This window comes from Salimicrobium humidisoli (assembly GCF_002295105.1).
In the GTDB taxonomy this organism is placed as follows: domain Bacteria; phylum Bacillota; class Bacilli; order Bacillales; family Halobacillaceae; genus Salimicrobium; species Salimicrobium humidisoli.
This window is the reverse complement of sequence record NZ_NSGH01000003.1, coordinates 1-25,595: the sequence shown is the minus strand read 5'-3', so window position 1 is coordinate 25,595 and position 25,595 is coordinate 1. Positions and strand designations below refer to the sequence as shown.

Here is a 25,595-nt window from a genome sequence, read left to right as displayed (position 1 = left end):
GTCCTTATGTAAGAAAGCTTACATTTCCCGGGGAGTTGTCTTGAAAGTGTAACCGGAATCCCCCCTCTCAATCATCGACAGATTTCAGAACGGCCCGTACAGGGCTGCCATCCGCTTCCTCGAGTGCCAGGGGAAGAGCGCTTAAATCGTATAGTCCAGATTCCACCTCCCGAAGATCGGCATTCTCCAGAATATGCACTCCGTTTGAAAACAGAGCATGGTGAGCGTCAAGCGTTTCACTGTCCATCGGGTCGACAGATGGAACATCGACCCCGACGAGACGAATGTTTTTTTCTTTAAAGAACTCAGCCACTTCCGGCTTCAGATAAGGAATCTCCTCCGGAAAAATCGTGGAATCAGGAAAGGCATCCGTCTTTATCAATACCCGTCCCACATTTTCGAGATCTGTATCTTCAAAAGCCTCTGCACCGATTGCCTCAAAGCCCCGGCAGTCCACGACTTTCGTTCTGCCAATATAAACGTTGATATCCAGATCATTCACACGTTTCCCTTCATTGTCGAAGTGAAAGGGGGCGTCAATGTGCGTACCCGTATGTACACTCATCGTGATCTCTCCGATGTTTACGGAACCACTCTCCTTTTTAGTCACCGTCCTGCGATACGAATAAGGAGTATCCTCCGGCCACGTGGAGATATGGGCGTTCAATGGTCGTGAAATATCAATCCATCCCATGTCGACACCTCCTAAGCGATAATATCACGTTCATTTTTGAACGCTTTGTACTTCTCTTCTTCCATGATCTCTTTCAATTTAGTCACTGTCTGAAAGCAGTCTTCAAACGTATTATATAGGGCTGTCGGAGCAAGACGGATTCCGTTTGGTTTTCTGAAGTCCGGTATGACACCTTCCGCTTTAAGAGCTTTCGCAATTCTTGCAGCTTCGGGATGTTCAAGATACACATGACCTCCCCTCCTGCTTTCTTCCCTCGGATTAGCGATGACGAAATCCCATGATGACAGCCGCGAGTCGATCTGTTCCATCAGATACCCGGTCAATTTCAGCGATCTGCCACGGAGGGCTTCCATTCCCGCCTCCTCGAACATTTCAAGGGAGCCTAGCAGCGGAGCCGCACTTAAGACATGCGGAGTACCGAGCTGATAGGCTCCGCTGTCTGCCGCTTTGACATACGTATGCTCCATATCGAACTGCCTGTTTTTATCAGAACCGAACCATCCCGTAAGGCCTGGAGTTTTTGAAAAATGCTCCCTGTTAATATATAAACCGCCGACACTTCCCGGTCCTGCATTAACATATTTATAATTGCACCAGAAAGCGAAGTCCACTCCCCACTCCGACAGTCTGTGAGGAAGCGCACCAATGGAATGGCTTAAATCAAAACCGATTGTAATTCCGCGCTCGTGAGCAGCAGCGGTCAGCTTTTCCATGTCCAGCACCTGACCGCTGCGGTATAACACACTCGGCAGAATAACAAGCGAGATATCCCCGATCATCGCCTGGATAATGGTATCCTCATCGACCGTATGCCCGTCCGTACTCTCTGCCAGAACGAGGTGGGACTCATCATACCCTTTCAGCGCAAGCTGACTTTGAAGTGCATAGATGTCCGTCGGAAAAGCTAGTGCATCCGCAAGTATTTTCGTTCGTTCCCCCTCCGGACGGTAGAATGTAGCTGTCAGCTGATGAAGATTGGAGGTCGTCGATCCCGTCACCGTCACTTCTTCGGGAGAGGCGCCGACGAGTGGTGCCAGACGGGTTCCCAGTCTTTCCGAGAGCGTGAACCACGGGTATTCCCCTTCCGTCCATCCGTCAATTCCATGTTTCTTCCAGCTGTCCATTATTTCTTTGACTGCTTTTTCGGCCCGTATGGACATAAGTCCAAGCGAGTTCCCGTCCATGTATATTTTTCCTTCAGGAAAGTAAAACTCGTCGCGAAATGTGATTTCTTCCATTTTTCTTCCCCCCCCTGCTTTTTTCACGTCATAGAAAAAAGAAGATGATGAGTGCAATCAACACAATACTTACATCCATGACTATCCCGAGGATGCCACAAACCATTCCTGTTACGGCGTACCACCGCTTCGGATTATCATAAGAAATGGATTTCAGCGCCGGCCGTGCGTATGCGACAGCAAAAATTCCGAGCAGCCAGCCTATAAGCGGCACAGGCAGAGAAATCAGTCCGAGAACCATTGACGTTACAGCCTTTGATTCATGAATTTCTTTCACTATTACACCTTCTTCTCCAGTACAGTCTCTTTTATTCTCCGCTTCGCAAATCGGGCGGCAGTTCTTACTTTTTTCCCTTAACCGGACGTTTCAGGGCTTCCAGATCTTCTTCAGTCGACATAATCTTCTGGTTCATCATTTCGGATGCATCTGCTACTCCCTGGTTATAGAATGGAACCGCCAATTCTTCGGCAAAAAAGTGGAGCCAGTTCTCTGCAGCGAGCTCCCCGATTTCTTCTCCGTGCTCTTCATATATGTAGTACCGTATCCGTTCCTTCATCTCCTGTTTAAAGCCACGTGGTATTTCCAATCGGTTCCCCCCTAATCAAAATTATGATCACTCTCCGAAAGGCCGGGCCGATAGTTACACGAACCTTCTTTATCTTCTCCCGGCCCATCGCAGATCATAAGAATACCAAACACCCCGGGGTGCCGGTGACATCCGTCCTCAAAAAGCGCAAGTTTTCAGATTATCCGTTCCTTCTGCGGAAAAGAGCCATCGCTCCCTCCCTCTCCAGAGGTAAATGTTTCATTCTGACTTTCCTCATCTCTTCCGGCTTCTGCAACTCTTCATATATTTCGCCGCCTTTGGAAAGTCCAGTCTTTTCCGCTTCTTCTTTTGATTCCGCAAAATAGATATTCTGTATACCGGCATACCTCATCATAGCGTAACACATAGGGCACGGTTCCCCGCTTGCATACATCGTACAGTCAGACAGATCGAGTCTGCCAAGGTTCTCCTCGACCTCTCTGACAGCGATCATTTCGGCATGTCCGCTGGCATCGTTTCGGAGATGAAGCTCATTCACTCCTTCACCAAGCACTTCCCCGTTTCTTTCAATAACGGCTCCGAAGGGCTGTCCTCCTTCCTCTACGTTTTTTCTGGCAAGTTCAACTGCTCTGTCCATGTATTGATTCATGTTCCCACTCTCCCTTTACAGATGTATTACCATTCTTCGTACGTTTCGCCCCCGCCTTTATCCCACCATGTCTCCGGCTGCATATATTTTTCCCGGATCATTTTAAGGACTTCCTCCTTTTCGTTTTCATCCAGTTTCTCGAGGTCCGCTAATATTTTTTCTTTCCTGTCCATTGTTACACCTCCTGTGTGTGTCTGTCTGTTTATCATACCGTTACGGGGGTTATAACCAATATACCCTTTTGCTCTTTCACCTATGCTCCCGTTCATTTCTCAATAAAAAACTCCTTCTGCTATTATCGCAAAAGGAGTCCGATTTTTTAACTTTTTTCAGTCGGTTATCGCCCGTTCTTCCTTAATTTCTTCAATAGACCATGCTTTATTATAAGTCGAATGCTTCTCCAGTCTCGAAACCACGATTTCCGCCTCCGCGTACGTGCTGAATTTCTTCGTATCCGTCCGTCCAGAAGATGTAAGTTCTTTTCTGACTCCGTTCTCTGTGAAAGTAACTTTATACATCAGGCTTTCATCTCCTAACTGCGGTCCTATGCCCGCACTCACAGCATTCGTTTCATCGCCAGCAGAAGAGGGGGTCTGGATATTATTCCCCGCTTTTCCCGCTGCGTCTGCCCCGTCCCCCGGCTCCTCCATTTGATATTAAAGATGTTTCCTTATACAATTAGTCATATCAACTCAACCTTAAGAAGAGTGGGGACTGCATATGGAAAATCAAGAAAAACCTAAAGCACTTATTGTAATCTTCGGAGCTACCGGGGACCTGGCCAAAAGAAAACTTTTCCCTTCTATTTATCGCCTGTATCAGAATGGAAAAATTGGTGAAGATTTCGCTGTAGTTGGAATCGGACGCCGCTCCTGGAGCAACGAGCTGTTCCACACGAACGTACGAAACTCTCTTGGAGACGATGTTTCCGGGAAGGAAGCGGAAGCATTTGTGTCCCATTTCTACTACCATCCATTCGATGTATCGGATTCGTCTTCATATGAAAATCTCGGTACACTGCTTAACAATCTCGAGTCCGAATACCGTACGGAAGGTAATCGTATCTTTTATCTTGCGATGGCCCCTCAGTTCTTCGGCACGATTGCAAATAACCTGAAAAAACATAACCTGAAAAGCGAAACGGGATGGTCACGTCTCGTTATCGAAAAACCGTTCGGTCACGATTTCGAATCGGCAAGACAGCTGAACGATCAGATCACTTCGGCTTTTGACGAAAAACAGATATATCGGATCGATCACTATCTCGGAAAAGAAATGGTCAAAAATATAGAAGTGATCCGCTTCGCCAACGGCATTTTCGAACATTTGTGGAATAATCGTTTCATCGCAAACGTACAGATCACATCCAGTGAATCGCTTGGCGTGGAAGACCGGGCGAATTATTATGACTTGTCCGGAGCTACGAGAGATATGGTCCAGAACCATATGCTTCAGATGGTTACTCTGCTGGCCATGGAACCTCCGATCAATCTGAACCCTGAAGAGATACGGTCGGAAAAGATCAAAATTTTACGTGCCCTGCGTTCCGTGGACGAAAACAATATCGACGACTATTTTGTACGCGGGCAGTACGGTCCTGGCAAAATGCACGGCAGGAAACTTCGTGGCTATCAGGAGGAAGCGGAAGAACTGCAGAATTCCGATACTGAAACGTACGTCGCCGGTAAAATCATGATCGATAATTACAGGTGGGCAGGTGTCCCTTTTTATATAAGAACAGGGAAACGCCTCGCGGAAAAGTGCACGAAGATAGTCGTGGAGTTCGAAGATATCCCTCTCAATCTGTACCAGGAAGAGCAAAGCGAAAAGTCTCCCAATCTGCTGGTGATCAATATCCAGCCGAACGAAGGGGTGACCTTGTACCTCAATGCGAAAAAACCTGGGGTAAGCTCATACTCGGAACCGATAAAACTGTCTTACACGCACGAAGCCGTCAACAGTGTAAACACCCCCGAAGCCTATGAGAAATTACTTCACGACTGTATGATCGGGGACACTACGAACTTCTCGCACTGGGACGAAGTGTCCCTTTCCTGGAAATTCGTGGACCGGATTTTAAACAGGTGGTCCAAAGAAGAACCGGACTTCCCGAACTATGCCGCCGGTTCAATGGGACCGGAAGAAGCGGATAAACTTCTTAAAAACGACGGCTTCCACTGGTGGCCGGTGAATAACGAAGAGGAGTGAGGAATTTGGCTATATACGACGTCTCTATGACCATCCGTGAAGGGATGAAGGTCTACAAAGATAAAGAAGAGAAGCAGCCGAACATTACGACCAGCACGAACGGACACGTTACGGAATCACGGATAGATATGGATCTGCACACAGGAACCCACGTGGATTCCCCTCTCCATATGATCAACGATGGGGAAACGATGGAGACGATAGCTGTGGAGGATCTGGTAGGTACAGTTAAAGTTTTCGACCTTTCAGAGGCTGGAGACAGCATAGATAAATCGGACGTAGAACCACTTGATATAAATAAAGGGGATTTTGTACTGTTCAAAACAAAGAACTCCTACCACGAAGGGGACGACTTTGATTTTGATTTCACCTACGTTACCGGTGAAGCAGCGGAATTCCTGGCAGAAAAAGGTATCAGGGGTGTAGGAGTCGACGGTCTCGGCATTGAGCGCAGCCAGCCGGACCACCCTACCCACCGGACACTGTTCACTCACCGCATTATCATCATTGAAGGTCTTCGGTTAAAAGAAGTGTCTGAAGGGAGCTATTTCATGATGGCAGCTCCTTTAAAAATCGAAGGTACAGACGCCTCTCCTGCCCGTATTCTGCTTATGGATGATTAAATAAAAAAGAGCCGGACCTTCCTGAAAATGGAAGGTCCGGCTCTTTTTATGCTGCCCGCGACAGTTTCCTCTTTTTGCTGCCCCCAAGTACCTGAACGACGATCACTCCGGCCAGCGCCACTGCCCCTCCTATGAGTGACAGACCGCTCGGCCATTCCCCAAGCCATAACCATGCTGTAATTACCGCCACGGCAGGTTCCAGGTACATCATACTCGTCACTTTACTGGCATCCCCGAGGGATAAAGCGGTAGACCATGTGACGTAAGCGATCGCGGCTGGAAAAATCCCTGCATAAACGGCAGAAGCGTTCGCCTCTGCCGTTGCTTGTGTCACCGTGTCCACTACTCCCGGAGAAAATATCAGGAAGGGGATAGTGCCTGCCCAGCTGAAATAAGCTACAAGTTCGACCGGTTTATACTTACGCAGAAAAGGCTTTTGCCCTGCAAAAAAAACAGAAGTAGCTATGACGGATATAAGAACATAAACTGCTCCGACAGATATAGAAAAGCCTTCCGCAGTACCGAGAGTAATGAGTACAATCCCCGTAAAACCGATTCCCATTCCTGTCCAGCCTATACCTCCAAGCTTCTCTTTCAGAAAAAACACGGCTATGATGGCAGTCACGATCGGCGCAGCTCCGATCATCATACCTACAGCTCCGGCGGATACCGTCATCTCTCCGAAAGTGATACCGGCATGATACACGCTTATACCGATAAAGCCAAGCAGTGCAAGCAGAGGAATATCCTTCCTGTCCGGCACCCTGATTTTTTTGCCGGGCAGCAGAGCCACGAACACAAAAGCAAGAGATGCCACACTGTAGCGGACGAGGATCAGGTGTCCCGGCGTGTAACCTCCGAGTAAAGACGCCCGGATAGCTGCGAATGTGGAGCCCCAGAGAAGAATTGTTACGAAAGCCAGTATCCACACTTTTCGGCTCATCCGGATCCCCCCTTTTTTTGCTATAGTCCTTACTATGTTAGAGCATTTCTCCCCAAAGAGCAAAACTTCTCTTCTATTAAACCTGTCCTCTCTGCTCCTCTGAACGGAAGAACAAGTAAATAATAAATTTTTTCATCTGCAGAAAAAAACGAGACCGGGCACAGGGCCCGGTCTCATCTGTACAAGTAAGATTTAAAAGACTCTTACTGTTATTCATCTTTACGATTTTTATCTTTGTTCATCAATTCTTCAAGTGCTTCAAGAATTTCGTTTTTGGAGTATTTATCCTCTTTTCCATCTTCCGAAGTATTATCCTCAGTGTCATTCTTTTCTTCAGATACAGGAAGCTGATCGGCAGTGCGTTCTTCTTTATCTTCTCCTGAATTCAGGAAATGAGCATTTGTGCTTTCTTTTCTTTCCTGATGATCCTCTTCAAGGAAATCACGTTTGTACACGACTCCTCCGTCCGGTGTCATATACTTCTTGTTCATGTCACGCGTAGATTTATCAAAGAACGTATAAATGACCGGGATGACGAACAGAGTGAGCAGAGTACTGCTTACAAGACCGCCGATAATGACGATCCCCATCGGCTGAATCGTCGCTGAACCTTCCCCTATGCCAAGAGCAAGCGGAAAGACCCCGAGGATCGTAGTAATACTGGTAATCAGGATCGGACGTGTCCGGTCTTTTACGCCGGTAACCAGCGATTCTATGACATTCATTCCTCTGGCTCTCTGCTGGTTGACGTAATCAACAAGTACGATTGCGTTATTGACCACAATACCCCCAAGCACCACTACACCTATGAGAGCCATCGCACTGATCGGTTTCTGGGTTACTGTAAGGGAGAGCATAACCCCGATAACGAGCAGCGGTACTGTGAACATAATGATAAATGGATGTTTGAATGATTCGAACTGGGCACTCATCACGAGATAGATGAAGACCAGTCCGAGTACGAAAGCCAGGGTGACATCTGCAATCAGATCGTTCACAAGTTCCTGGTCTCCCCCTACAACGAATTCAGCTTCCTCGGCCAATTCAATATCATCGATGGTGGATTCGACTACTTCTGAGACATCACTCAAATCATTCGACGGGTTGAACCTTACCGTAAAGTCGGCGCTACGTACCTGATCGGCACGATTTATGACGCTTGGAGCCCCGCCTTCCTCAATATTCGCCACATCCGAAAGCTTGACGTAGCCGCCCTGGCCGTCAGCGATCGTAATGTTTTTAAAGTTCTCCCGACTGTTCAATACATCCCCTTTATATTGAACGCTTATTTCATACGTATCCTCAGAGTCCGTCGTTATGGATCCTGCATTTGTGCCACTGGTAGCGGAACGGATGGACTGTGCTACCTGAGCGGGAGCCATACCGTTCTCTCTTGCAGCTTCTTTATCCACCGTAGCCTGCAGTTCCGTCACGGAGTCTTCTTCGGAACTTGTGACTTCTTCGATAATGCTGTCATCTTCCAGTTCATTGATAAGTTCCTTGCTCGTTTCTTTCAAACGGCTTACGTTCGGATCTTCAATAGTAAAGGAATACGTATTCGGTTCTCCTCCAAGACCTGAAGATGCGGCGTTGGTCATCTTAATATCTGCGGAGTCATCAGTCTCTTCTGCTGTTCCTTCGAATTCACTGATGAACTCTGCAGTGGACATATCCCGTTTCTCCTGCCCTTTCAAAGAGACGAATATTTCGGCTATATTACTTTCCGAGCCACCACCCATGCTCGCGCCCTGAGCGGTTGCTCCAATCGTGCTCATATAGTTAGCCACTATTTCTTCATTGGCCAGTTCATCTTCGATCTTCTTAACCGTCTCTTCTGTACGGCTGAGACTCGTTCCCTCTTCATGCTCCACTTTTATCATAGCCATGCCTTCATCGTTCGTAGGAAGGAATTCTACTCCTGTGGTTGTAAGACCAAGTGCTCCGGCGATAAGAGTGGCAGCAGTGATAAGCAGAACTAGAGCTCTTCGTTTCAAGGACCAGCGGGAGGCTTTTTCTATTCCTCTCATAAAGCGGGAATTCTTCCGCTTGTCTTCTTCTATGACTCTCGGAGCTTTCAGAATACGACTTGCAATCATCGGTACTACCGTCAGTGCAACGAACAGGGAAGCGAACAGACTGAACGAAACAGCTATGGAAAGCGGAGCAAACAAGTCACCGGCTATTCCTGAAATGAACACTACCGGCAGGAATATGGAGACGGTGGTCAATGTCGAAGCGGTAATAGCCCCGGCTACTTCCCGCGTCCCTTCAGACGCTGCTTCCCTCGGCGTTTTACCCATCGCCAGATGACGATAAATATTTTCCACGACGACGATGGCATTATCGACCAGCATACCTATGCCGAGAGCAAGACCCCCGAGCGTCATCATGTTAAGACTGATGTTCGTAAAGAAAAACAGTGCAAACGTCACTATAATGGAAAATGGTATGGCGATACCTATGATCAGTGGCGTTTTCAAGTTACGGAGAAAAGCGAACAGTACGAGCATAGCGAGAATACCACCACTTACAAGTGCGGTGATTACACTATTGATCGAAGCCTGAACGAACTCTCCCTCGTCATAAATACTGACAACCTGAAGATCGGAGTATTCATCTTCTTTCAAAAGCTTATCAATTTCATCATTGACGGCAGTAGAAAGCTGAGCCGTGTTGGCATCGGATTCCTGTGTAACTTCGAACTGAATCGCAGGTTTCTCATCGACCCGTGTGATGACGTTCTGTTCTTCCGGACTCAAGGATACGTCCGCGACGTCATCAAGTACTACGTTTCCACCGTCCCCTGTCTGTCCTACGGTTATCTGTCGCAGTTCATCGGTGGAAGTCAGTTCACTCAGTACTCTTGTAGAGATAGTTTCCTGCTTGTCTTCATTTACAATGACGCCCCCTGGCACCGTAGCCTGTTGAGAACGTATAGCCTGCACGACAGCATCCTGATTCAGCGTGTTATCCTGTAACGCCTGCTGATCCAATCTTACCTGAAACTGCTCAGTTACCGTACCTGTTTCAGAAACATCAGCGACACCATCCACTCTTGAAAGTTCCTGATTCAGATCGGCTGCCGAATCCTGGAAATCGATAACTTCGTCTCCGCCCGAAGATACGGCGAGTTGCATACTCGGAAGTGCGGACGGATCGAATTTAAGAAATGTAGGAGATCCGGCTTCCTCAGGGAGATCCGCCTGGTTCATGGTGGATACGATTTCCGTTTCTATATCGTCAAGATTCGTCCCTGACGAAAATTCCATAATAAGTATGGCAGCCCCTTCTATGGACTGGGACGTTAAACTTTCAAGCCCTGAGGTGTCCGAAAGTTCCCCTTCAAGTTCTTTCGTTACATCACTCAGCACTTCCTCAGGTCCTGCTCCGGGGTAACTTGCTGTAACCGCCGCCGCAGGGGCCTCCACGTCAGGGAAAAGCTTGATCGGCAGTCGTGACAGGGAGACCGCCCCAAGTATCAGTAGTACGAGCATAATGACGATTGTAAATTTCGGTCGCCTTATTGATAAGTTCCAAAGTTTCATATTGCACGTGCTCCTCTCTATCTTCTCATTTATAAACAGAAAAATTGTCGAATTAAGGATGATTTGTCCCTCGGTTTTATGACTGTACAGTCATACAATATAAATGACTCTCTGGTCATTTTCAAGGAATAACTCTTATTTCACGAAACGTTCACACAAAAGAAAATCATATTTACAGTTCAGATTTTTTCAGTTAAAGATGACACTTCAAACTTCCTTAAACGTTTCAATCCCCGTAAAACATTTCAATAATAACAATTTGACCAACCAGTCATAAAAAAATCACAATCGACTGGAACGTCAATTGCGATTTTTATTGCTTTCTTTTTTTTCTTCGGCTTCCTGCTTTTTCTCCTCAGCGGCTTTCTGTTCTTTCTCCTGACTCTCTTTTTTCGCCTCTGCGGCTTCTTTCTTCGCTTCTGCTGCTTCCTTCGTTCCATCCTGTGAACTTCTGTCATCTTCCGATCGGCTTTCTTTTTTCTCTTGGGCCGCCTCTTTCTTCTCTTCCTGTGCTTCTTTCTTCTCTTCTTTCGCTTCTTTCTTCTCTTCCTGCGCACTTTTCAGCTGATTATAGCGCTGCCGCTGCCGATACCCGTAAGCTGCTGAAAGAACGACCTCTTCGTTTTCCAGAGCAGAACCGAGAGCGCCGATGATCGTAGCAATACTGGTAGCCGTCCATGCAATATAGAAATAATTAATATACCCCACGTCGGGTGAGACCTGTGACTCCAGCATACCCATTGGTATCAAAACGATAACTGCGATAGAAAACAGTACGAACAGCAGGCCATAGTACATGAGCACTGTCAAAAACAGAGTCGAAATCGTAGCCAGGTTGTACAGCTTTCTTAAATAGTCCTTCGTCCCTTTACGTTTAGCCTCCCACAACTGGTGGGCAAGCGTTATCCAAAGCACCATGGCCGTAATGGCTACGACGGACACCATAACCATCCGCCATATACCGTAATGATTGCTCAACATCCATAATGTAGGAAAAACAAGGGCGTACGCACCGGTAGCAAAAGCTACGACAATTAACTTCATAAAAGAAGGAAACATCGCCCAGGGCCGGTTCGCCCGGATCATTCCTGCCAGTATTCTCAATGCTCCGACCCATTTCGATCTGACTGTGAACCGGACATCTATGTTCGACTCTTCTTCATCCGGAGTTTCCCTCTGGATGGGGGAAAGGCGGTCAAGGAATCGTTTTCCGACAAGCTTCTTGGAGTCTTTGTTCTTAAGTTCGTGATGTTCTCCGTAATCTTCCTGATCTTTCTGCTGAATACGTTTTTCGGCTTGCTCTCTATCCTCATCGGACGTACCGTAGTACATTTCGTTGATAAGCTGCACCGTCGATTCACGTATACGCTTAATGAGGGGAGTGACCCCGAGAGCCGGTATACTTAACAGAGCAGTATTCTGTTCCACATACGCTTCCGCTACGATCGCTTTCTTTCTTTTGAATAATGGTAAATCCGTAAGGGATATAACGTAATCCCATTCATGTTCTTTCTTTTTATCGAAAGTAGCTCCGAGAATCTCCGAGGAATTTTCGGTGGCCCCTGTGAGGGCATCAGTTTCATATTCCACTTCCCATTCGACGCGGTCGTCCACGTAGTAACTGAGCAAATCAGGAAGGGCGTGGCTCAAACCTTCACTGATACGTTTAGCGTATCCCGGCGCTGTGATCAGCCCGACTCTGAATTTTTTATTACTCACGAATTCTTCCCCCCCTTCTCATTTATGATGACAATATTATTAAATATAACCGAATATCTTCTCTTTAAACCGTGAATTTTGCTCCTATGGTAACTCACTCCCTATTTTTAGAGAAAAGCAGCCTGCAGAATGCGTAAGTTTAAGTAAAATGATTGCACTGTCCTGTTCCCGGGTTCTCTTATCATTAGTCGCGTTCACTGATGTAATCGATAAGCGTTTCTAACAGTACGGGCATTTCTTGAAAAGCATTTTTCTTATGCAGTCGTTCCGTGCGTTTATGGGCGTCTTTTCCGTAAGGCCCCAGATTCATTACCGGCGCTTTCAGCTTCTCCATATCTTCAAACGGAATGGTATAACGCTCTCCCCACACAGGTGAGTTACGTTCAAATGCTTTCCATCCTTCCGTCTCCCCGTTGTAGTTCACATAGCTCAAGTCGGAGATGCCGTTAAAATAGTGTACTTGAGTAACAGTAAGGTCAAAGGCCTCTTTTGCTTTCTGCTGAATTACGTCCACTGCTCCCATCACCACCGGGTCCTCTGACGAATTGACAGCAGGATAATAAGGAGTAGCGAAAAGCAGAATAATGACCGGCCCCAGTTCCTGGCAGTGCAGAATAAGCTTATCCACAATACGTACGGCCACTTCCCGGTCATCCTCTTCTTCTTTCTCCATCACTTCTTTAATATATATCCGGATGATGTCTTTTCCGAGTTTTCTTTCGGCATAATGCAGAAGCTCCCGGTACTCCATCACTTGCACATCTCCGAGCGGCTGTACGTCTTCCCGCCGGCACACTTCTCCGTATGAGCTGTTGCAGGCTTCCGCTGCTTCTTCGGCAGTTTTCCGGAATAGTTCAAAAATATCCTTCGCCGAACGTTTAAACAGGAATGCATTAAACAGTACCTGAGCACGATACGGTGTCTGAGTCGAGTATCCCGTGCCCATCAGATCTTTCTGACGTAAAGATATCGGTAACGGAGTGCTCTCCCCCATTTCAGTTTCACGAAATTCGGGATTCCACTCCATTTTCTGCGTTAAAAACGTCGCCATATAATTAGCAGTCAGACCGCTCATCGGATTCCCGACGTGCGTTTCTTTTCCATATAATAATGCAGCAGGCATGATTTTTCCGATAGAACCCGAATACATATAAAAATGATCGTCTCCAAGTTCCTGAAAAGTAGGCTCGCTGTTCAGAAACAGAGTTATATCGAGGTCATACCGTTGCTGTGTATCGCGGATGGCAGGCACTGCTTCTCTCATACCTGCAGAGTCCACTTCCTCATCCGGTACCGTCACAAGCATAATATTCACCGGCCATTTTTCCTCGCTTGCTCTGGCAATAATACTCATATGCAGAGCGAGTCCCATCTTCATGTCCATCACTCCGCGACCAAACAGATACTCTCCGGATTCAAGATCCTTCCTCGCTTCTCCAGGAAGTTCCTCTTTATAATCATGAAGAATCTCCGTAAGCCGTTGAGGGTGGAAAGCCAGATTCTCCAGGTGACCGTAATCCTCCGTATTCACCGTATCAAAGTGGCTGAGGAGAACGATAGTACGGCGGGACCTCCCTGATAAATACAAGGCATTGACCCCTTCACGTCCGTCCGGCGTTTTGAAGAACGTCAAATTTCGGCTGTTTTCCCGAAAGTAAGGAACGTTTGTCAATTTATTCATCAGATGATGGGGGAATATCCTTTCCCCTTCCGTCCAGGAGCGACTCTGCCAGCTTACCAGTTCCGTAAGAAGCTGTTCGAGTTCTTCCGGTGTCTGCCATTGGGCCATACTGCAATTCCTCCTCTTTTTTCCAATATGTATCGTCTAATGTAGTGTAAATTAGAGAGAAAGGTTTGTAAACGAAGTCTTTCAACATGAGAAAGCGATAATCCTCCGTTAACATTTGAATACATATAAGATATGATTGACCATGGAGGAGGTGTTCGCCGTGGAACGGAACATACGTGATTTATTAATACTTATCGCCGGCAGTTTTATACTTTCTATCGGCATCAACTATTTCGTCATACCGAACCAGCTTTCCGAAGGTGGGGTATTCGGTATAACCATCGTTACTTATTATCTGTTCGAATGGTCACCCGGTATCGTGAACTTCGTCCTGAATACTACTCTCGTCGCTATAGGGTACCGATACTTCACGAAAAGAACTATCATTTATACGATTATCGCAATTATACTGAACTCCATGTTCCTTATTATCACTGAAGGATGGGGAGAGGCGATGGATGACCGCCTCCTCGCGGCTCTGTTTGCAGGGCTGGCCGTGGGTCTCGGTATCGGCATGATTTTCCGGGCCGGCGGAACAACCGGAGGCACAACGATTCTTGCAAATATGATGAATAAGCTGCTCGGCACAAGTGTAGGGTCGGCCATGCTCGGTCTTGATATTCTTGTTATTGCGGGAAGCGCATTCGTCATCGGTCGGGAAAGAGCTATGTATACTCTTATTTCCGTATATATCGGTGCTAAAATCATCGATATGCTTATCGAAGGTGCGGAGGAAAGAAGTGCCGTTATGATTATCTCCGAGAAAAACATAGAACTGCTGAACGCAATCCTCGTCCAGATGTCCCGGGGTGTAACCGTAATGGAAGCAGAAGGAGGGTATACCCGGGAGAACCGTGACATCCTTTACCTCGTCATAAACAAGAGGGAAATCGTCCAGCTGAGAAAGCTCGTGGAGGACATCGATGCTGATGCCTACGTAACGGTACACCGGGTACAGGAAGTATTCAGAAGTGGATATAAAGGCAGAAAAGCCTGAGTAAACGTACATTTAAAAAAGTCCGGAGATATTCAAACATCTCCGGACTTACCTCTATATTATTAAGCTTTTACCCATTCAGGAACCATTTCTACGTCAGCCGCTTCCAGTGTAGTAAATACAGGGCAGCGACGATCCACTTTCTTCTGGAGCTCCCGTACCCGTTCCTCTGTTTCGCTCGTGCGTACTTTAGCATGCACGGTGACTTTTTTGAAATAAGGACGGACTCCTTCTTCTCCCATCATGCCGCGTGGGTCCATTTCTCCGTCGATTTCGAAATCTATCCCCTGAAGATCGAATTCCATTTCTTTTGCGACAAAATTGGCGATGGCGTTTTCACACCCTGCAAGCGAAGCGAGCAGTGTACCAAGCGGGTTGGCACCTTCGTCCGTACCTCCCATGTTCGCCGGTTCATCGATAACTACGTTATGCCCTTCCGACTCCGCTTTCGTATTCATACCTTTTGAGATTGCTGTAACCAATTCATGTTTCTCGGCCATGAAAAATCATCCTCCTGTTTTAGTAGTCATACCAGGTGCGCCGGTATAAAACAGACTTTATCACAGCATTTATCCGATAAACAAAAGACTGGTTCGGAGATGTAAGCCAGCTTACATTTCCCCCATTCCATTAAGCCCAAGTTCTTCATCAATCTTACGGATCATGAACTCCGTCGATTTTTTTGACGTTTCCAGCCAGGAAATCCTTTCTTCGTTCTCTTCTTTGATTTCCTTCAGCAGTTCAAGGCTTTCCGTCAAATCTGTTTTTACGTCTTCCTCCATATCTTCTTCTGTCCATTCCCTCAATCTTTCTATCTGTATATCTCTCAATTTCTGTCCTCTCCGATATTCTTTTCTGAGCGTTTGTAATTCTCTGGTCGTATCATCGAGATCCCTTCTCAATGTACGCTTCCAGTCTTCCAGATACTCTTTTGTTTCCATTACGGGCTTCCTCCTCCGGTGTTCTGCTGTAAGTTACTCAAATTCTCCAGTATATACTTATTTTATCATTAACAAGAACCCCTCTGCCTGCACAGGGGGTTCTTGTCGCACTATGACGGTCAGGTACTACCGGACAGTTCTCAGAAGTTCATAAGCTTCTTTATCCGATTCGGCTTTCAACAGCTGCTCCCGGTAGCTTTCATCCATCAGTTTTCTGGATAGCATCTGCAGTATTTTCAAGTGATCTTCTCCCTCCCGACCTTTCGGCACGGCGATCATAAAAATAAGTTTTGCTTCTTCTCCATCGGCACTGTTCCAGTCGACACCGTTGCTCTGCCTTCCAAACACTACGGCCGGCTCATTTACTGCTTCTGATTTTCCGTGAGGGATGGCGATTCCCATACCGAGACCGGTACTGCTCTGTTCTTCCCTCGCTATAATAGCTTCCCGGAATTCCGCCTTTGAACTCAACAACCCGGCTTTATCAAGCATATCGATCATTTCATCAACGACTGATTCCTTCTTATCTCCTTCGAGAGAAATAGTTGCGAGCCCGGGAGTCATAATATCCTCCAGCTGATGGATCGGTTTGTTTTCATTCCGGCTGGTCGCTGTTTTCTGATCTCCGCTCCCTGCATCAGCCTCTGTAATATCCGAGGATTCTTCTTCCGGGATATCTGTTTCAACAGCCACGTCTTTCTTCAGGAAGTTTATCAGCAGGGCTGTCACTATCGTACCTGCGATAATAGCTACAAAGAACATCAGCACGTTATTGACGGCTCCCAGTATGGCTACGATCGGCCCGCCATGAGCCACACGGTCTCCGACTCCGGAGAGCATAGCTATCACGGACCCTGTCATCGACCCTGCGACAATACTCGGAATGACGCGGAGCGGATCCTGGGCTGCGAAAGGTATAGCTCCTTCGGTAATACCGAAGAAACCCATGGTAAAGGACGCTTTTCCGGTTTCCCGTTCGGCCTGATGATATTTTTTCTTATTCATAAATGTCGCCAGTCCCATACCGAGCGGCGGGATGGCAATAGCTGCGGCGATAGGGCCCATTATTTCATAGTTCCCTTCACTGATCATTGCAGCTCCGAAAAGAAACGCGACTTTGTTGAAAGGTCCACCCATATCTACGGCAATCATGGCACCCAAAATCAGAGCGAGTACTATGGAACTTGCTCCCTGCATTCCTTCTAGCCACTGAGTCAGCCCTTCGAAAATACCTGCTACCGGCGCCCCGATGACAAGAATGAAAAGGACTCCGACAATCAGTGATGCAAGAATCGGGATGAAAATAATAGGCATGACAGGCTGTACAGATTTAGGAACTTTAATCTTTTTAATACCGAGTGCTACATACCCTGCAAGGAAACCGGCAAGAATACCTCCGAGAAATCCTGCTCCCGCCTCACTTCCATAAAAACTTCCGTTCGCTGCAATGTACCCTCCGATCATACCGGGGGCAAGGCCGGGACGATCTGCAATACTTACAGCTATAAATCCGGCGAGTATAGGTACCATAAAGCTGAATGAAGCCGCTCCGATATTTTCAATCTGTTTCCAGAAAGAATCCTCGGGCACCTGCAGTCCTCCCGGAGTCTGATCGCCTCCGAAGGCTAGAGCGATGGCGATCAGCAGCCCACCCACCACGATAAACGGAATCATGTACGATACGCCGTTCATCAGATGTTTGTAGACCGGGTTCTCTTTATCTTTCTTTTTCGCTTTCACTGTTTCCGCATCAGGCATCGCGCCTTTATACACAGGTACGTCACCTTTCATAACGCGTTCGATAAGACTCTTCGGCTCACGTATTCCCTTTTGTACACCGACCACTAATAGCGGCTTGCCTCCAAACCGTTCCTTCGATACTTCTTTATCACTGGCGATGATGATACCGTCTGCTTCAGCTATATCTTTCTTCGTCAATTCGTTTTCCACTCCGATGGAGCCCTGTGTTTCCACTTTAATATCTATGCCGAGTTCTTCTCCGGCTTTCTGGAGATTTTCGGCTGCCATATACGTATGCGCTATCCCGACAGGGCATGCTGTTACCGCAAGTACTTTCATATCTTTTCCTCCTCTGATCGAGTTCTGTCTTTATTATAAATGCGCAATACTAAAAAATAATCACCCCTTTTACCGGTACTGCGGTAAAGAGAGCGATTATTTTAATACATCTTCTACCATTTCGAATGTTGTTGCGTTTTTCAGCTGTTCCAGCAGATGCGTTTCTGCTCCCAGCCTGGAGATCATGTTCATAAGCGGTTTCATACTTTCCCGGTCTTTTTTGGAAATAGCCAGAAGAAAAACGACAGATACCTTCTCTTTTCTCCATAACACCGGTTCTTTGAAGATTGCAAGAGAAACTGAAGATTGATAAACTTCTTCAGGCGGGGCGTGGGGGATGGCTATGCCATTCCCTATCTCTGTCGCAGACATCTTCTCCCTCATCACCGCTTTCGCAGGAAACTGTGCCGATACCTTTCCTTTTTGAACCAGTTTTCTTCCCAGTTCTTCTATTAACTCGTAGCGGTGAACCGGTTCAATTCTCAATTCTATCTCCCCTTCTTCGAGCCAGGCGTTTATGGAAGGCGAATCTATCGCTCCTGTTTCCTCCACGTGAAGGAACCGGTCTATTTTTCTGCGATCCTCCGCCTTCAATAAAGGGGATATCACTACTACCGGAAGACGGGGCTCTTCAAGTTCCCTCGTAGATATAATGAAATCAACGTGATGATCAGTAATGATCCTCTCCAGTTCCCCCATTCCAATACTTCCGACGACCTCCATACCCTGATAGGATTGTTCAAGTTTCGCTTGCAAAAGATGAGACATTCCGATACCAAGTTCGCAAACGATCACCACTTTTTTTCTCGAATCCCGCTTTTTGTTCAGTCTTTCCAACGAAGCCTGGAAATGCAGCACGAGATAGGCAGCTTCATCTTCCGGAATAGAAAGGGAGTGACGTTTATTCACTTCTTCCAGCCCCATGACAACCATACTGAACATATAAGGATACATATTTTTGATTTCCTCAAGCATCGGATTCCTTATGGTCAGACCATTGGCGACACGGTGTACAGCAGAAGGGAGATGTACATGAAGCCCTTCCTCCAGAATGTCGTCCTGGCCGAAAGGTACCATAGTCATAATCTGCAGCTGATTTGTCAACTGTGCTCCAAGTTCATGTACCAGGCTGTCGATGTGCTCATCTTTTTTAAGTGAATCTCCTGCAGAATAGCTGAGTAGATGGAGAGTAAAGTACACTTTCTCCGATACCGGAAGAGCCACCTTCAGTTGGTCATTGATTCTTTCGGCCAGCTCTTCTGTCATGGTATACTCCCGGGTCCCTCTCACCCGGCCCACTTCATCATTTTTCATCAGGATTGCAGAGGACTGCCTCACCCTTTTTAATATGATCAGAAGGTGAATTAAAAGGTTCTCCTGTTTATCCGAAGAAATTTTCCAATTCCAATTATCCATAAGGTCAGAAATCTTCTTATTGACGTATGTCACTTCGTGATCCGGAAATAACATCAGAAGCGAGCGGGGCGTGCCCGATTGACGGGAGCTCAGTTCATATAAATGGGCAAGAGCATTTCTCCTGCTGAGTTCCTCCCCTGTGACAGTCACTCCGCGTCGCTGCCTGGATATCAGTTCAATATTATAAGAGATAAGCCAGTCGGAAATGATAGACAAGTCTTTTTTGATTTCTTTCACGGAAACGAAGAATTCTCTGGTCAACCTGCTGACAGTGAGCGGATTCTTTTCCACTAACAAACGGTACCCAATCTCCTGACGACGTTTTGTGTCTTTGTCGGAACCGGTGTGCAACAGCTTAAAAATACGTTCTCTTTCTTCTCCCCCGACTGACACCTGGACACCGGCCCCCGGCTTCCTGATCAATTGTGCGCGGGAATGTGTTTCAAGAAACAGACCGACTTCTTTCAAATCATTGCGAATCGTCTTCCCCGAACAGCCAAGTTCACCTGCCAGAGTCTTTATATATGTAAAATTACCCGATTGAAGTAACAGTTTGCGTAATAGATTTATTTGCCTGTCGTTCATCTCGCATCAGCCTCCACTACTGACAGGGGTCTCTTCCATTCTATCCGAAACGAAAGGGGTGTCAACTTTCGATACATAATAAAAAACTCCCCGGATATTGTTCCGGAGAGCCTTTCATACAAAATCCTAACAGAATGTATCTTTCGGTTTCGGCACCGAAAGACCGAAGAACGGGCGCAGGAATAACGCGACGAATGTACCGGCGAGTGCCAGTATCCCCCATATATATCCGTGCAGACTGAAGGACGCAATACCGCCGAAATAAGCTCCGATATTACACCCGAATGCAAGACGTGCCCCGTACCCGAGCATAAGACCACCGATGACTGATGCCATGAAATTCCGCAGCGTAATTCGCGTGAACCGGAACAGACCTCCTGCAGCGGAAGCAAGGAACGCCCCGAGGATAACTCCCAGATTCAACACTGTAGTAGAATCTGCAAATATAGAGGACTGGAGCACTTCGGCGTTGGCCCCCTGCCAGTATCCCCAACTGCTTACATCAATACCGAAGAACATGGCCACTTTTGACCCCCATAAGGCGAAAGCACTGGTTACGCCCCAAGGAGATCCGCGCGTCATAAGTGTAAGAGCGTTAAGAACCGCAAGTATAATTGCAGCGGCGAACAACGGCCACGACCCTCTGAGGATACGCTTCCATCCTCTGACTGAAGGTACAGGGGCCTGTTTAGGCGGACGTTTTTTCTTCTCCACCCAGAGAGTAATCAGTGCTACTAACCCGAATATCGCAAGAGACAGCACCCATGCTCCTCCGTAACCGAGCCCGGTCGAAGTCGCCAGGGTGACCGGTTCAAATGAAGGCATCTCTTCGGTCCAGAAAGGAAGATGATAAGCTCCGACGGTGGAACCTATGATGAAGAACAGAAGGGTGACAAACATAATCGATCTGCCGCCACCGACAGCGTAAAGCGTGCCCGAAGCACAGCCGCCCCCCAGCTGCATTCCTATTCCAAACATAAAAGCCCCTACGAACAGACTCACTCCGACAGGAGAAACATAACCTGACACTTCTCCTCCGAAAAAAGATACTCCAAAAGCGAGTATAGGAGCGAATAGTGTAACGGCGACCGCAAGCATTACCATGTGAGACCTGAGCGCTTCCCCGTTTCCGACAGCCATTAGTTTACGGAAAGCGGAAGTGAAACCGAACCTTGCGTGGAACAGTGTGTAGCCGAGCCCCAACCCGATAAGCAGAAGAATCGGCTGGGAAATCGCCTGAGTAGCAAAGAGATAAATGAGTAAAGCTGTCCCCACTGCTGCACCCCCGGCTATAAGCTTTTTTTGAGGGCTGTCCAGTGCTCTTTTTTCCTTTTCCACAGGTTCTTTAACTTCTTCGACAGGCTGTACTTTTACGTTCATTTATAAAACATCCTTTACTGATTAATTTACTTGGTTTTATCACTATAAATTATAACCGCTTATAAATCAAGGGATTGCCCCATCGCTTTCTAATCTTCAGTGCTTCCTTTATCTGTTCCTGCATCATTCATGATAAAATAATGTATTATCTATTGATGACAAAGAGAGTCTGTTATGAATAAATTACGTTTACTGTCGGAAATCAGCCTTTTCGAAGAAATGCCGGATCATAAATTAAAAGAAATAGACATGATCACACAAATGACCACGGTGAAAAAAGGTACATTAATCTACACGCCGGACACCCCTGTGGAAGTGCTGTATTTCCTGAAACAGGGACAAGTTCGTCTTTACCGGGTGAATGAGGAAGGTAAACAGTTCACTATAGATGTGCTCGTTGATGGAAATCTCTTCGGAGAGACTTCTTCTCTCAGTCTTTCGGACGACTCCACTTATGCGGAAGCAATGACAGATTCCTATATATGCATCGTAAAGCAGGAAAATATGGGAGCGTTTCTTGAAGACAACCCTGCTACCGCCCTTCGACTTATCAGTCTGTTAACCGAACGATTGAAAGAACTCCAGAATTTCTCTGAAAAAATGGCTCTTTCCGACGTGAAGCACAGACCCCTCTACCTTCTTCTTATCTTAAGCGAGAAGACCGGGCATCGTCAGGGCGAATGGCAGTCAGTGGAAGCGGAGCTCACCCATAAAGATCTGGCCCACATGGTGGGGTCGACAAGAGAAACCATCAGTTCAACTATAAGTACATTAAAAAAAGAAGGATATCTTCACGGGAAGACGCCCTTCTCTGTGCATGCAGCGAAAGCCGAAGCTTTTCTGGCTCACAAAACTTTATAAATCTTAGCCTATTTCCACTCGAGGAGCCCTTTCAGGTTGTCGTACTCCACCTCAGGCTGGATATCGAATTCTTCTCTCTGAAGTCCTTTCCGGTTTATCCAGGCGGTATGGAACCCGTAGCTTGAAGCGCCCGTAATGTCCCAGGGGTTGGAAGACATAAAGAGAATATCCTCCTTCTCGAGCCCGAGTTCCTGCTGAGCATAATAATAAGCTGCAGGAACCGGTTTATACTGCTTAACGCCGTCCGCGCTCAATACCTCATCGATGTGTCCACTGATATCCGAACGACCCACAAGCGGGTCTATCATGCCGGGCGAGCCATTTGAAAAGACGACAAGCCTTTTGTCGTTCAGCTGTGACAGAACTTCTTCCACTTCTTCGAAAAGCTCCAGATTCAGATATGCTTCCATTAAAGCTTGTTCCGATTCTTCTGTGAGCTGCGCTCCGTTCGCTTTGCAGGCGTATCTGAGAGATTCCCGCGTTATCTGGTCGAAAGGCTCATACCGTTCCATCAACTGTCTTAAGAAAAAGTAATTCAGCTGTTTCTCTCTCTACGTTGTACTGATTGCGTCCCCTTTTTCCGGGAACCATTTATTACACTCCTCTTTGACCGAATACACGTCAAAGAGAGTACCATACGCGTCGAACACAAATACTTTTACCATAATCGTTGCCTCCTTGAACAATTTCTTGCCGTACTTCCCTCCGGCAACGAAAAGAAAACATAAGAAAACACGACTACTATTCACTAATCTGTTATGTTACAATAACCAAAATAGATATCCGGGAGGGGTTTTCAGTGGCAGTAAGAAGGAAAGCATTTCCCCAGCAAGAAGGTGACGCAGGTGTCGAACTTCCTAAAAACCTGGTGGAAAAAGCAGGATTCTCTGAAGAAGACGTTCTGGATATAGGCATTGAGAATGGAAAAATCGTTCTGAAACCGAAGGAAAAAGAGCGCTAAGTACCGGAAAACAATGCAGGTCCCATCGTAATAAAGACGCTGATTTGCTTGAGAATCATTCACAAGTACGCTATACTGGAAACAGATTATATTATGAGGGGAAGGAAGAGTTGTACCTCTTCCTTCCGGTTAGGTTTATGAAGACTTTCGCTTGTCCGAGCGGAGGTCTTCTTCTTTTTTTGACCTTTTTCTGGATCGAACTCTTTTCCTGAAGTCGACGAGTGCCGTTAACAGGTTAATGATCGCAGCGGCCAAAAACACCCATTCCGTCATAACCCTCACCCCCTTTCTGAAAGGGGCTGTTTATATCATAACACAGCAGAGTGTATATGAGAACACATGTTCTCATTATTAAGAAAATCCATTCTGAATTCATTACTCTTTTTGCAATTGTCTGTTCCTGTTATTAAAAACATAAGTTCCGCCCATTAAATTCTGCGTCTGGAAATACGGTCGCCCTGCGTTGTAACAATAACACCCGCGATGACTGTAAGTGCTCCGCCGACCTGAGTGAAAGTCACATCCTCACCGAGCCACACAGCCGCTCCGGCCATCGTAAATACCGGCAGCAGATTCAGAAATATAGAAGATTTGGAAGCTCCCACTTTATCAACGGCCGAATTGTACATAGAGATCGCAAGGAACGACGGAAACACACCCAGATAGAGAATTCCAGCCATATTACCTGCATCGAACACAGGAACACCGAGGATAATCCACTCCAAAATTACGACAGGCAGCAGTACTAATACTGAAAGACCGCTCATCACGAGAAGAGCTCCGTAATTCGGAAAAAGCGGCATATACTGTTTTACAAAAATAGAATAAATCGCCCACGTGGCGATAGCTCCTATCATGATCGCATCCCCAATATTCCACTCTATGGCGGCTAACTGAAAGATGTTTCCATCCATTACTACCCACATTGCCCCCAAAAGCGAAACGAATACTCCGAGCCACTGGATTTTGTATATTTTTTCTTTTAATATGTAAGCACTCAGAATAACTGTTACGACAGGTATAATCGTTTCAAGAACCGAGACGTTGGTTGAGGTCGTAAACTGGAGCGATGCATATATAAAGGTATTAAAAAAAGTAATACCTGTGAGAGTCATAATAAGAAAAGGCTTTTTGTACTTAAAAAAAGTTTCTTTATACTGACGGGCCGAGCGCAGACCGATAGGTAACAGAACGATAAAAGCGACGACAAGACGCAGGAAGGCTATAGTATAGGGAGGTAGATCATTAATGGCCTTACCGATTATAATATTCCCCGAAAACATGATTACGACGAGAATCAACAAAAAATAAGGCATCAGTGAATCTCCTTCACACGTCCCACCTGGCCATCTTCAAGACGTACTTTGATACCGTGCGGATGCTCGGGAGACTTTGTAAGAATATCTTTCACCACTCCCTCCGTAAGGGCTCCGGAGCGCTGATCTTTTTTCAACACGATAGATACTTTCTGACCTGCTTTTATATCTTTTCTCATTTTTCCTGCCATATATATCACCCCTTTTCTATTACACTTTAACACATTTCAGCTGCCTTGAATTCAAGAGTTTGGTATACTTTAAATCAGAGGTGAAAGAAATGAATTTAGCATCCATTCGCGACAAGCTTACAGAGCACACCCCTCACTATATCGGACGGGCCAGGCCCGTCAACTTCTCGGTCCTCCTCCCTCTCGTAGAGAAAGAAGGAGAACTTCACGTCGTATTCGAAGTCCGGTCTTTTCATATGCGGCGTCAGCCGGGAGAGGTGTGTTTCCCCGGAGGGATGGCAGATGAGGAGGACGACCACCTCAAAGATACTGCTATAAGAGAAACGTGTGAAGAACTCGGCACCCGGCCGGAAGAAGTTACAGATATATGGAAAATCGGTACTTTATTCTCTCCATTCGGTCCAAAAATTCACGCTTACGCAGGGTTTCTCAAGAGAGAAGAAAAGTTCACCGAGAACCCGGCCGAAGTTCATGAATCGTTTACTGTCCCTCTATCTTACTTCCTGAAGAATGACCCGGTCGTACATTATATAGATATAGAGGTACATCCAAGAGAGGGCTTTCCCTACGAAGATATTGCGAATGGGAAAACCTATGAGTGGCAGACAGTTCCTTATGAAGAGAACTTTTACTATTTCGAAGATAAAGTGATCTGGGGGCTTACCGCTCAGATTCTGAAAGATTTCGTTTCCATCATTAAAGAAAAACATGATAATTCTCTTTAAGAAAGATAAAGGAACCTTACCGTCTTATTGGCGGGAAGGTTCCTTTATGTCTTTTATTTAGGCTCTACAATATTTGTTGGGGTATCAGAAAAATTCAGCATAAAAAAAACACACAAGCTCCTTTATCTTTTACACTTGAATTGACGAGACCCAAGAAAAAGATAGGAGTTGTGTGTATATATGCATT

26 protein-coding genes are annotated in these 25,595 nt (G+C 46.5%); 6 read left to right on the top strand and 20 right to left on the bottom strand.

Going from position 1 to position 25,595, the window contains the following annotated elements; genetic code table 11:
- Positions 1-67: 67 nt before the first annotated feature.
- The 7 genes from kynB to CKW00_RS02450 form a co-directional block, all read right to left on the bottom strand.
- Positions 68-694, bottom strand: a complete 627-nt coding sequence (kynB, locus tag CKW00_RS02480; protein ID WP_095821217.1) for an arylformamidase — start codon at positions 692-694, stop codon at positions 68-70.
- Between the two features lie 11 nt (positions 695-705).
- Positions 706-1,932 (bottom strand): kynureninase, encoded by a 1,227-nt coding sequence (kynU, locus tag CKW00_RS02475; RefSeq protein WP_095821216.1) that lies wholly within the window; start codon positions 1,930-1,932, stop codon positions 706-708.
- Positions 1,933-1,960: 28 nt separating this feature from the next.
- On the bottom strand, positions 1,961-2,209 hold the full coding sequence (locus tag CKW00_RS02470; protein ID WP_040609337.1) for a hypothetical protein: 249 nt from the start codon (positions 2,207-2,209) through the stop codon (positions 1,961-1,963).
- 64 nt (positions 2,210-2,273) lie between these two features.
- On the bottom strand, positions 2,274-2,519 hold the full coding sequence (locus CKW00_RS02465) for a DUF2164 domain-containing protein (RefSeq protein ID WP_233129692.1): 246 nt from the start codon (positions 2,517-2,519) through the stop codon (positions 2,274-2,276).
- Positions 2,520-2,679: 160 nt separating this feature from the next.
- The gene (locus CKW00_RS02460; protein ID WP_095821215.1) at positions 2,680-3,129 is read right to left on the bottom strand and encodes a nucleoside deaminase; all 450 of its coding nucleotides are present in this window, start codon (positions 3,127-3,129) and stop codon (positions 2,680-2,682) included.
- 26 nt (positions 3,130-3,155) lie between these two features.
- Entirely contained in the window at positions 3,156-3,302 is a 147-nt protein-coding gene (locus CKW00_RS13640) for a hypothetical protein (protein WP_158221262.1), read from the bottom strand.
- A gap of 156 nt (positions 3,303-3,458) precedes the next feature.
- On the bottom strand, positions 3,459-3,779 hold the full coding sequence (locus CKW00_RS02450) for a hypothetical protein (protein ID WP_095821213.1): 321 nt from the start codon (positions 3,777-3,779) through the stop codon (positions 3,459-3,461).
- A 70-nt stretch (positions 3,780-3,849) separates the two neighbouring features.
- Here CKW00_RS02450 and zwf point away from each other — a divergent pair, with 70 nt between their 5' ends.
- Together zwf and CKW00_RS02440 are read left to right on the top strand one after the other, a co-directional pair.
- Positions 3,850-5,337: a glucose-6-phosphate dehydrogenase gene (gene zwf / locus CKW00_RS02445; protein WP_095821212.1), complete on the top strand. Its 1,488-nt coding sequence runs from the start codon at positions 3,850-3,852 to the stop codon at positions 5,335-5,337.
- 5 nt (positions 5,338-5,342) lie between these two features.
- On the top strand, positions 5,343-5,960 hold the full coding sequence (locus CKW00_RS02440; protein WP_095821211.1) for a cyclase family protein: 618 nt from the start codon (positions 5,343-5,345) through the stop codon (positions 5,958-5,960).
- A 46-nt stretch (positions 5,961-6,006) separates the two neighbouring features.
- Here CKW00_RS02440 and CKW00_RS02435 read toward each other — a convergent pair whose 3' ends face one another.
- The 4 genes from CKW00_RS02435 to CKW00_RS02420 form a co-directional block, all read right to left on the bottom strand.
- Entirely contained in the window at positions 6,007-6,903 is an 897-nt protein-coding gene (locus CKW00_RS02435) for a DMT family transporter (RefSeq protein ID WP_095821210.1), read from the bottom strand.
- Between the two features lie 209 nt (positions 6,904-7,112).
- Complete coding sequence (locus tag CKW00_RS02430) at positions 7,113-10,448, bottom strand: efflux RND transporter permease subunit (RefSeq protein ID WP_095821209.1); 3,336 nt, start codon at positions 10,446-10,448, stop codon at positions 7,113-7,115.
- A 300-nt stretch (positions 10,449-10,748) separates the two neighbouring features.
- Positions 10,749-12,167: an MFS transporter gene (locus CKW00_RS02425; RefSeq protein ID WP_095821208.1), complete on the bottom strand. Its 1,419-nt coding sequence runs from the start codon at positions 12,165-12,167 to the stop codon at positions 10,749-10,751.
- A 184-nt stretch (positions 12,168-12,351) separates the two neighbouring features.
- Positions 12,352-13,956 (bottom strand): M20/M25/M40 family metallo-hydrolase, encoded by a 1,605-nt coding sequence (locus tag CKW00_RS02420; protein ID WP_095821207.1) that lies wholly within the window; start codon positions 13,954-13,956, stop codon positions 12,352-12,354.
- A gap of 160 nt (positions 13,957-14,116) precedes the next feature.
- Between CKW00_RS02420 and CKW00_RS02415 the strand changes: the two genes are divergently transcribed.
- Positions 14,117-14,953 (top strand): YitT family protein, encoded by an 837-nt coding sequence (locus CKW00_RS02415; RefSeq protein ID WP_095821206.1) that lies wholly within the window; start codon positions 14,117-14,119, stop codon positions 14,951-14,953.
- 62 nt (positions 14,954-15,015) lie between these two features.
- Here the strand turns inward: CKW00_RS02415 and CKW00_RS02410 are convergent, their stop codons facing one another.
- From CKW00_RS02410 to CKW00_RS02390, 5 genes are all read right to left on the bottom strand, one after another.
- The gene (locus CKW00_RS02410) at positions 15,016-15,453 is read right to left on the bottom strand and encodes an OsmC family protein (protein WP_095821205.1); all 438 of its coding nucleotides are present in this window, start codon (positions 15,451-15,453) and stop codon (positions 15,016-15,018) included.
- Between the two features lie 111 nt (positions 15,454-15,564).
- Positions 15,565-15,894 carry a hypothetical protein gene (locus tag CKW00_RS02405; protein WP_095821204.1) on the bottom strand — a complete coding sequence of 110 codons (330 nt, stop codon included), beginning with the start codon at positions 15,892-15,894 and terminating at the stop codon, positions 15,565-15,567.
- A gap of 126 nt (positions 15,895-16,020) precedes the next feature.
- The gene (locus tag CKW00_RS02400; RefSeq protein WP_095821203.1) at positions 16,021-17,973 is read right to left on the bottom strand and encodes a fructose-specific PTS transporter subunit EIIC; all 1,953 of its coding nucleotides are present in this window, start codon (positions 17,971-17,973) and stop codon (positions 16,021-16,023) included.
- Positions 17,974-18,069: 96 nt separating this feature from the next.
- Complete coding sequence (locus tag CKW00_RS02395; RefSeq protein ID WP_095821202.1) at positions 18,070-19,974, bottom strand: BglG family transcription antiterminator; 1,905 nt, start codon at positions 19,972-19,974, stop codon at positions 18,070-18,072.
- Between the two features lie 126 nt (positions 19,975-20,100).
- Positions 20,101-21,354, bottom strand: coding sequence for a YeeE/YedE family protein (locus CKW00_RS02390; protein ID WP_095821201.1), 1,254 nt, complete (start codon positions 21,352-21,354; stop codon positions 20,101-20,103).
- 174 nt (positions 21,355-21,528) lie between these two features.
- Between CKW00_RS02390 and CKW00_RS02385 the strand changes: the two genes are divergently transcribed.
- The gene (locus tag CKW00_RS02385) at positions 21,529-22,215 is read left to right on the top strand and encodes a Crp/Fnr family transcriptional regulator (RefSeq protein WP_095821200.1); all 687 of its coding nucleotides are present in this window, start codon (positions 21,529-21,531) and stop codon (positions 22,213-22,215) included.
- A gap of 8 nt (positions 22,216-22,223) precedes the next feature.
- Here CKW00_RS02385 and CKW00_RS02380 read toward each other — a convergent pair whose 3' ends face one another.
- Positions 22,224-22,754, bottom strand: coding sequence for a haloacid dehalogenase type II (locus CKW00_RS02380; protein ID WP_332889032.1), 531 nt, complete (start codon positions 22,752-22,754; stop codon positions 22,224-22,226).
- Positions 22,755-23,014: 260 nt separating this feature from the next.
- Between CKW00_RS02380 and CKW00_RS13555 the strand changes: the two genes are divergently transcribed.
- The gene (locus tag CKW00_RS13555) at positions 23,015-23,176 is read left to right on the top strand and encodes an AbrB/MazE/SpoVT family DNA-binding domain-containing protein (RefSeq protein WP_143544215.1); all 162 of its coding nucleotides are present in this window, start codon (positions 23,015-23,017) and stop codon (positions 23,174-23,176) included.
- Positions 23,177-23,311: 135 nt separating this feature from the next.
- Here the strand turns inward: CKW00_RS13555 and CKW00_RS13635 are convergent, their stop codons facing one another.
- The 3 genes from CKW00_RS13635 to CKW00_RS02370 form a co-directional block, all read right to left on the bottom strand.
- Positions 23,312-23,449, bottom strand: a complete 138-nt coding sequence (locus CKW00_RS13635) for a hypothetical protein (RefSeq protein WP_156330876.1) — start codon at positions 23,447-23,449, stop codon at positions 23,312-23,314.
- A gap of 155 nt (positions 23,450-23,604) precedes the next feature.
- A complete protein-coding gene (locus CKW00_RS02375) occupies positions 23,605-24,492 on the bottom strand; it encodes a DMT family transporter (RefSeq protein ID WP_095821199.1) in 888 nt (295 codons plus the stop codon).
- Complete coding sequence (locus CKW00_RS02370) at positions 24,492-24,683, bottom strand: YwbE family protein (protein ID WP_008589920.1); 192 nt, start codon at positions 24,681-24,683, stop codon at positions 24,492-24,494. The genes CKW00_RS02375 and CKW00_RS02370 overlap by 1 nt, the downstream gene beginning before the upstream one ends.
- An 89-nt stretch (positions 24,684-24,772) precedes the next feature.
- Between CKW00_RS02370 and CKW00_RS02365 the strand changes: the two genes are divergently transcribed.
- Positions 24,773-25,408, top strand: coding sequence for an NUDIX hydrolase (locus tag CKW00_RS02365; RefSeq protein WP_095821198.1), 636 nt, complete (start codon positions 24,773-24,775; stop codon positions 25,406-25,408).
- The last annotated feature ends 187 nt before the right edge of the window (positions 25,409-25,595 follow it).

Excerpts from the sequence above, each read along its gene's own strand:
- kynB (WP_095821217.1), bottom strand. The coding sequence starts at position 694 with ATGGGATGGATTGATATTTCACGACCATTGAACGCCCATATCTCCACG.
- kynU (WP_095821216.1), bottom strand. The coding sequence starts at position 1,932 with ATGGAAGAAATCACATTTCGCGACGAGTTTTACTTTCCTGAAGGAAAA.
- CKW00_RS02460 (WP_095821215.1), bottom strand. The coding sequence starts at position 3,129 with ATGAATCAATACATGGACAGAGCAGTTGAACTTGCCAGAAAAAACGTA.
- CKW00_RS13640 (WP_158221262.1), bottom strand. The coding sequence starts at position 3,302 with ATGGACAGGAAAGAAAAAATATTAGCGGACCTCGAGAAACTGGATGAA.
- CKW00_RS02450 (WP_095821213.1), bottom strand. The coding sequence starts at position 3,779 with ATGGAGGAGCCGGGGGACGGGGCAGACGCAGCGGGAAAAGCGGGGAAT.
- zwf (WP_095821212.1), top strand. The coding sequence starts at position 3,850 with ATGGAAAATCAAGAAAAACCTAAAGCACTTATTGTAATCTTCGGAGCT.
- CKW00_RS02435 (WP_095821210.1), bottom strand. The coding sequence starts at position 6,903 with ATGAGCCGAAAAGTGTGGATACTGGCTTTCGTAACAATTCTTCTCTGG.
- CKW00_RS02430 (WP_095821209.1), bottom strand. The coding sequence starts at position 10,448 with ATGAAACTTTGGAACTTATCAATAAGGCGACCGAAATTTACAATCGTC.
- CKW00_RS02420 (WP_095821207.1), bottom strand. The coding sequence starts at position 13,956 with ATGGCCCAATGGCAGACACCGGAAGAACTCGAACAGCTTCTTACGGAA.
- CKW00_RS02410 (WP_095821205.1), bottom strand. The coding sequence starts at position 15,453 with ATGGCCGAGAAACATGAATTGGTTACAGCAATCTCAAAAGGTATGAAT.
- CKW00_RS02405 (WP_095821204.1), bottom strand. The coding sequence starts at position 15,894 with ATGGAAACAAAAGAGTATCTGGAAGACTGGAAGCGTACATTGAGAAGG.
- CKW00_RS02400 (WP_095821203.1), bottom strand. The coding sequence starts at position 17,973 with ATGAAAGTACTTGCGGTAACAGCATGCCCTGTCGGGATAGCGCATACG.
- CKW00_RS02395 (WP_095821202.1), bottom strand. The coding sequence starts at position 19,974 with ATGAACGACAGGCAAATAAATCTATTACGCAAACTGTTACTTCAATCG.
- CKW00_RS02390 (WP_095821201.1), bottom strand. The coding sequence starts at position 21,354 with ATGAACGTAAAAGTACAGCCTGTCGAAGAAGTTAAAGAACCTGTGGAA.
- CKW00_RS02385 (WP_095821200.1), top strand. The coding sequence starts at position 21,529 with ATGAATAAATTACGTTTACTGTCGGAAATCAGCCTTTTCGAAGAAATG.
- CKW00_RS13635 (WP_156330876.1), bottom strand. The coding sequence starts at position 23,449 with ATGACGGAATGGGTGTTTTTGGCCGCTGCGATCATTAACCTGTTAACG.
- CKW00_RS02375 (WP_095821199.1), bottom strand. The coding sequence starts at position 24,492 with ATGCCTTATTTTTTGTTGATTCTCGTCGTAATCATGTTTTCGGGGAAT.
- CKW00_RS02370 (WP_008589920.1), bottom strand. The coding sequence starts at position 24,683 with ATGGCAGGAAAAATGAGAAAAGATATAAAAGCAGGTCAGAAAGTATCT.
- CKW00_RS02365 (WP_095821198.1), top strand. The coding sequence starts at position 24,773 with ATGAATTTAGCATCCATTCGCGACAAGCTTACAGAGCACACCCCTCAC.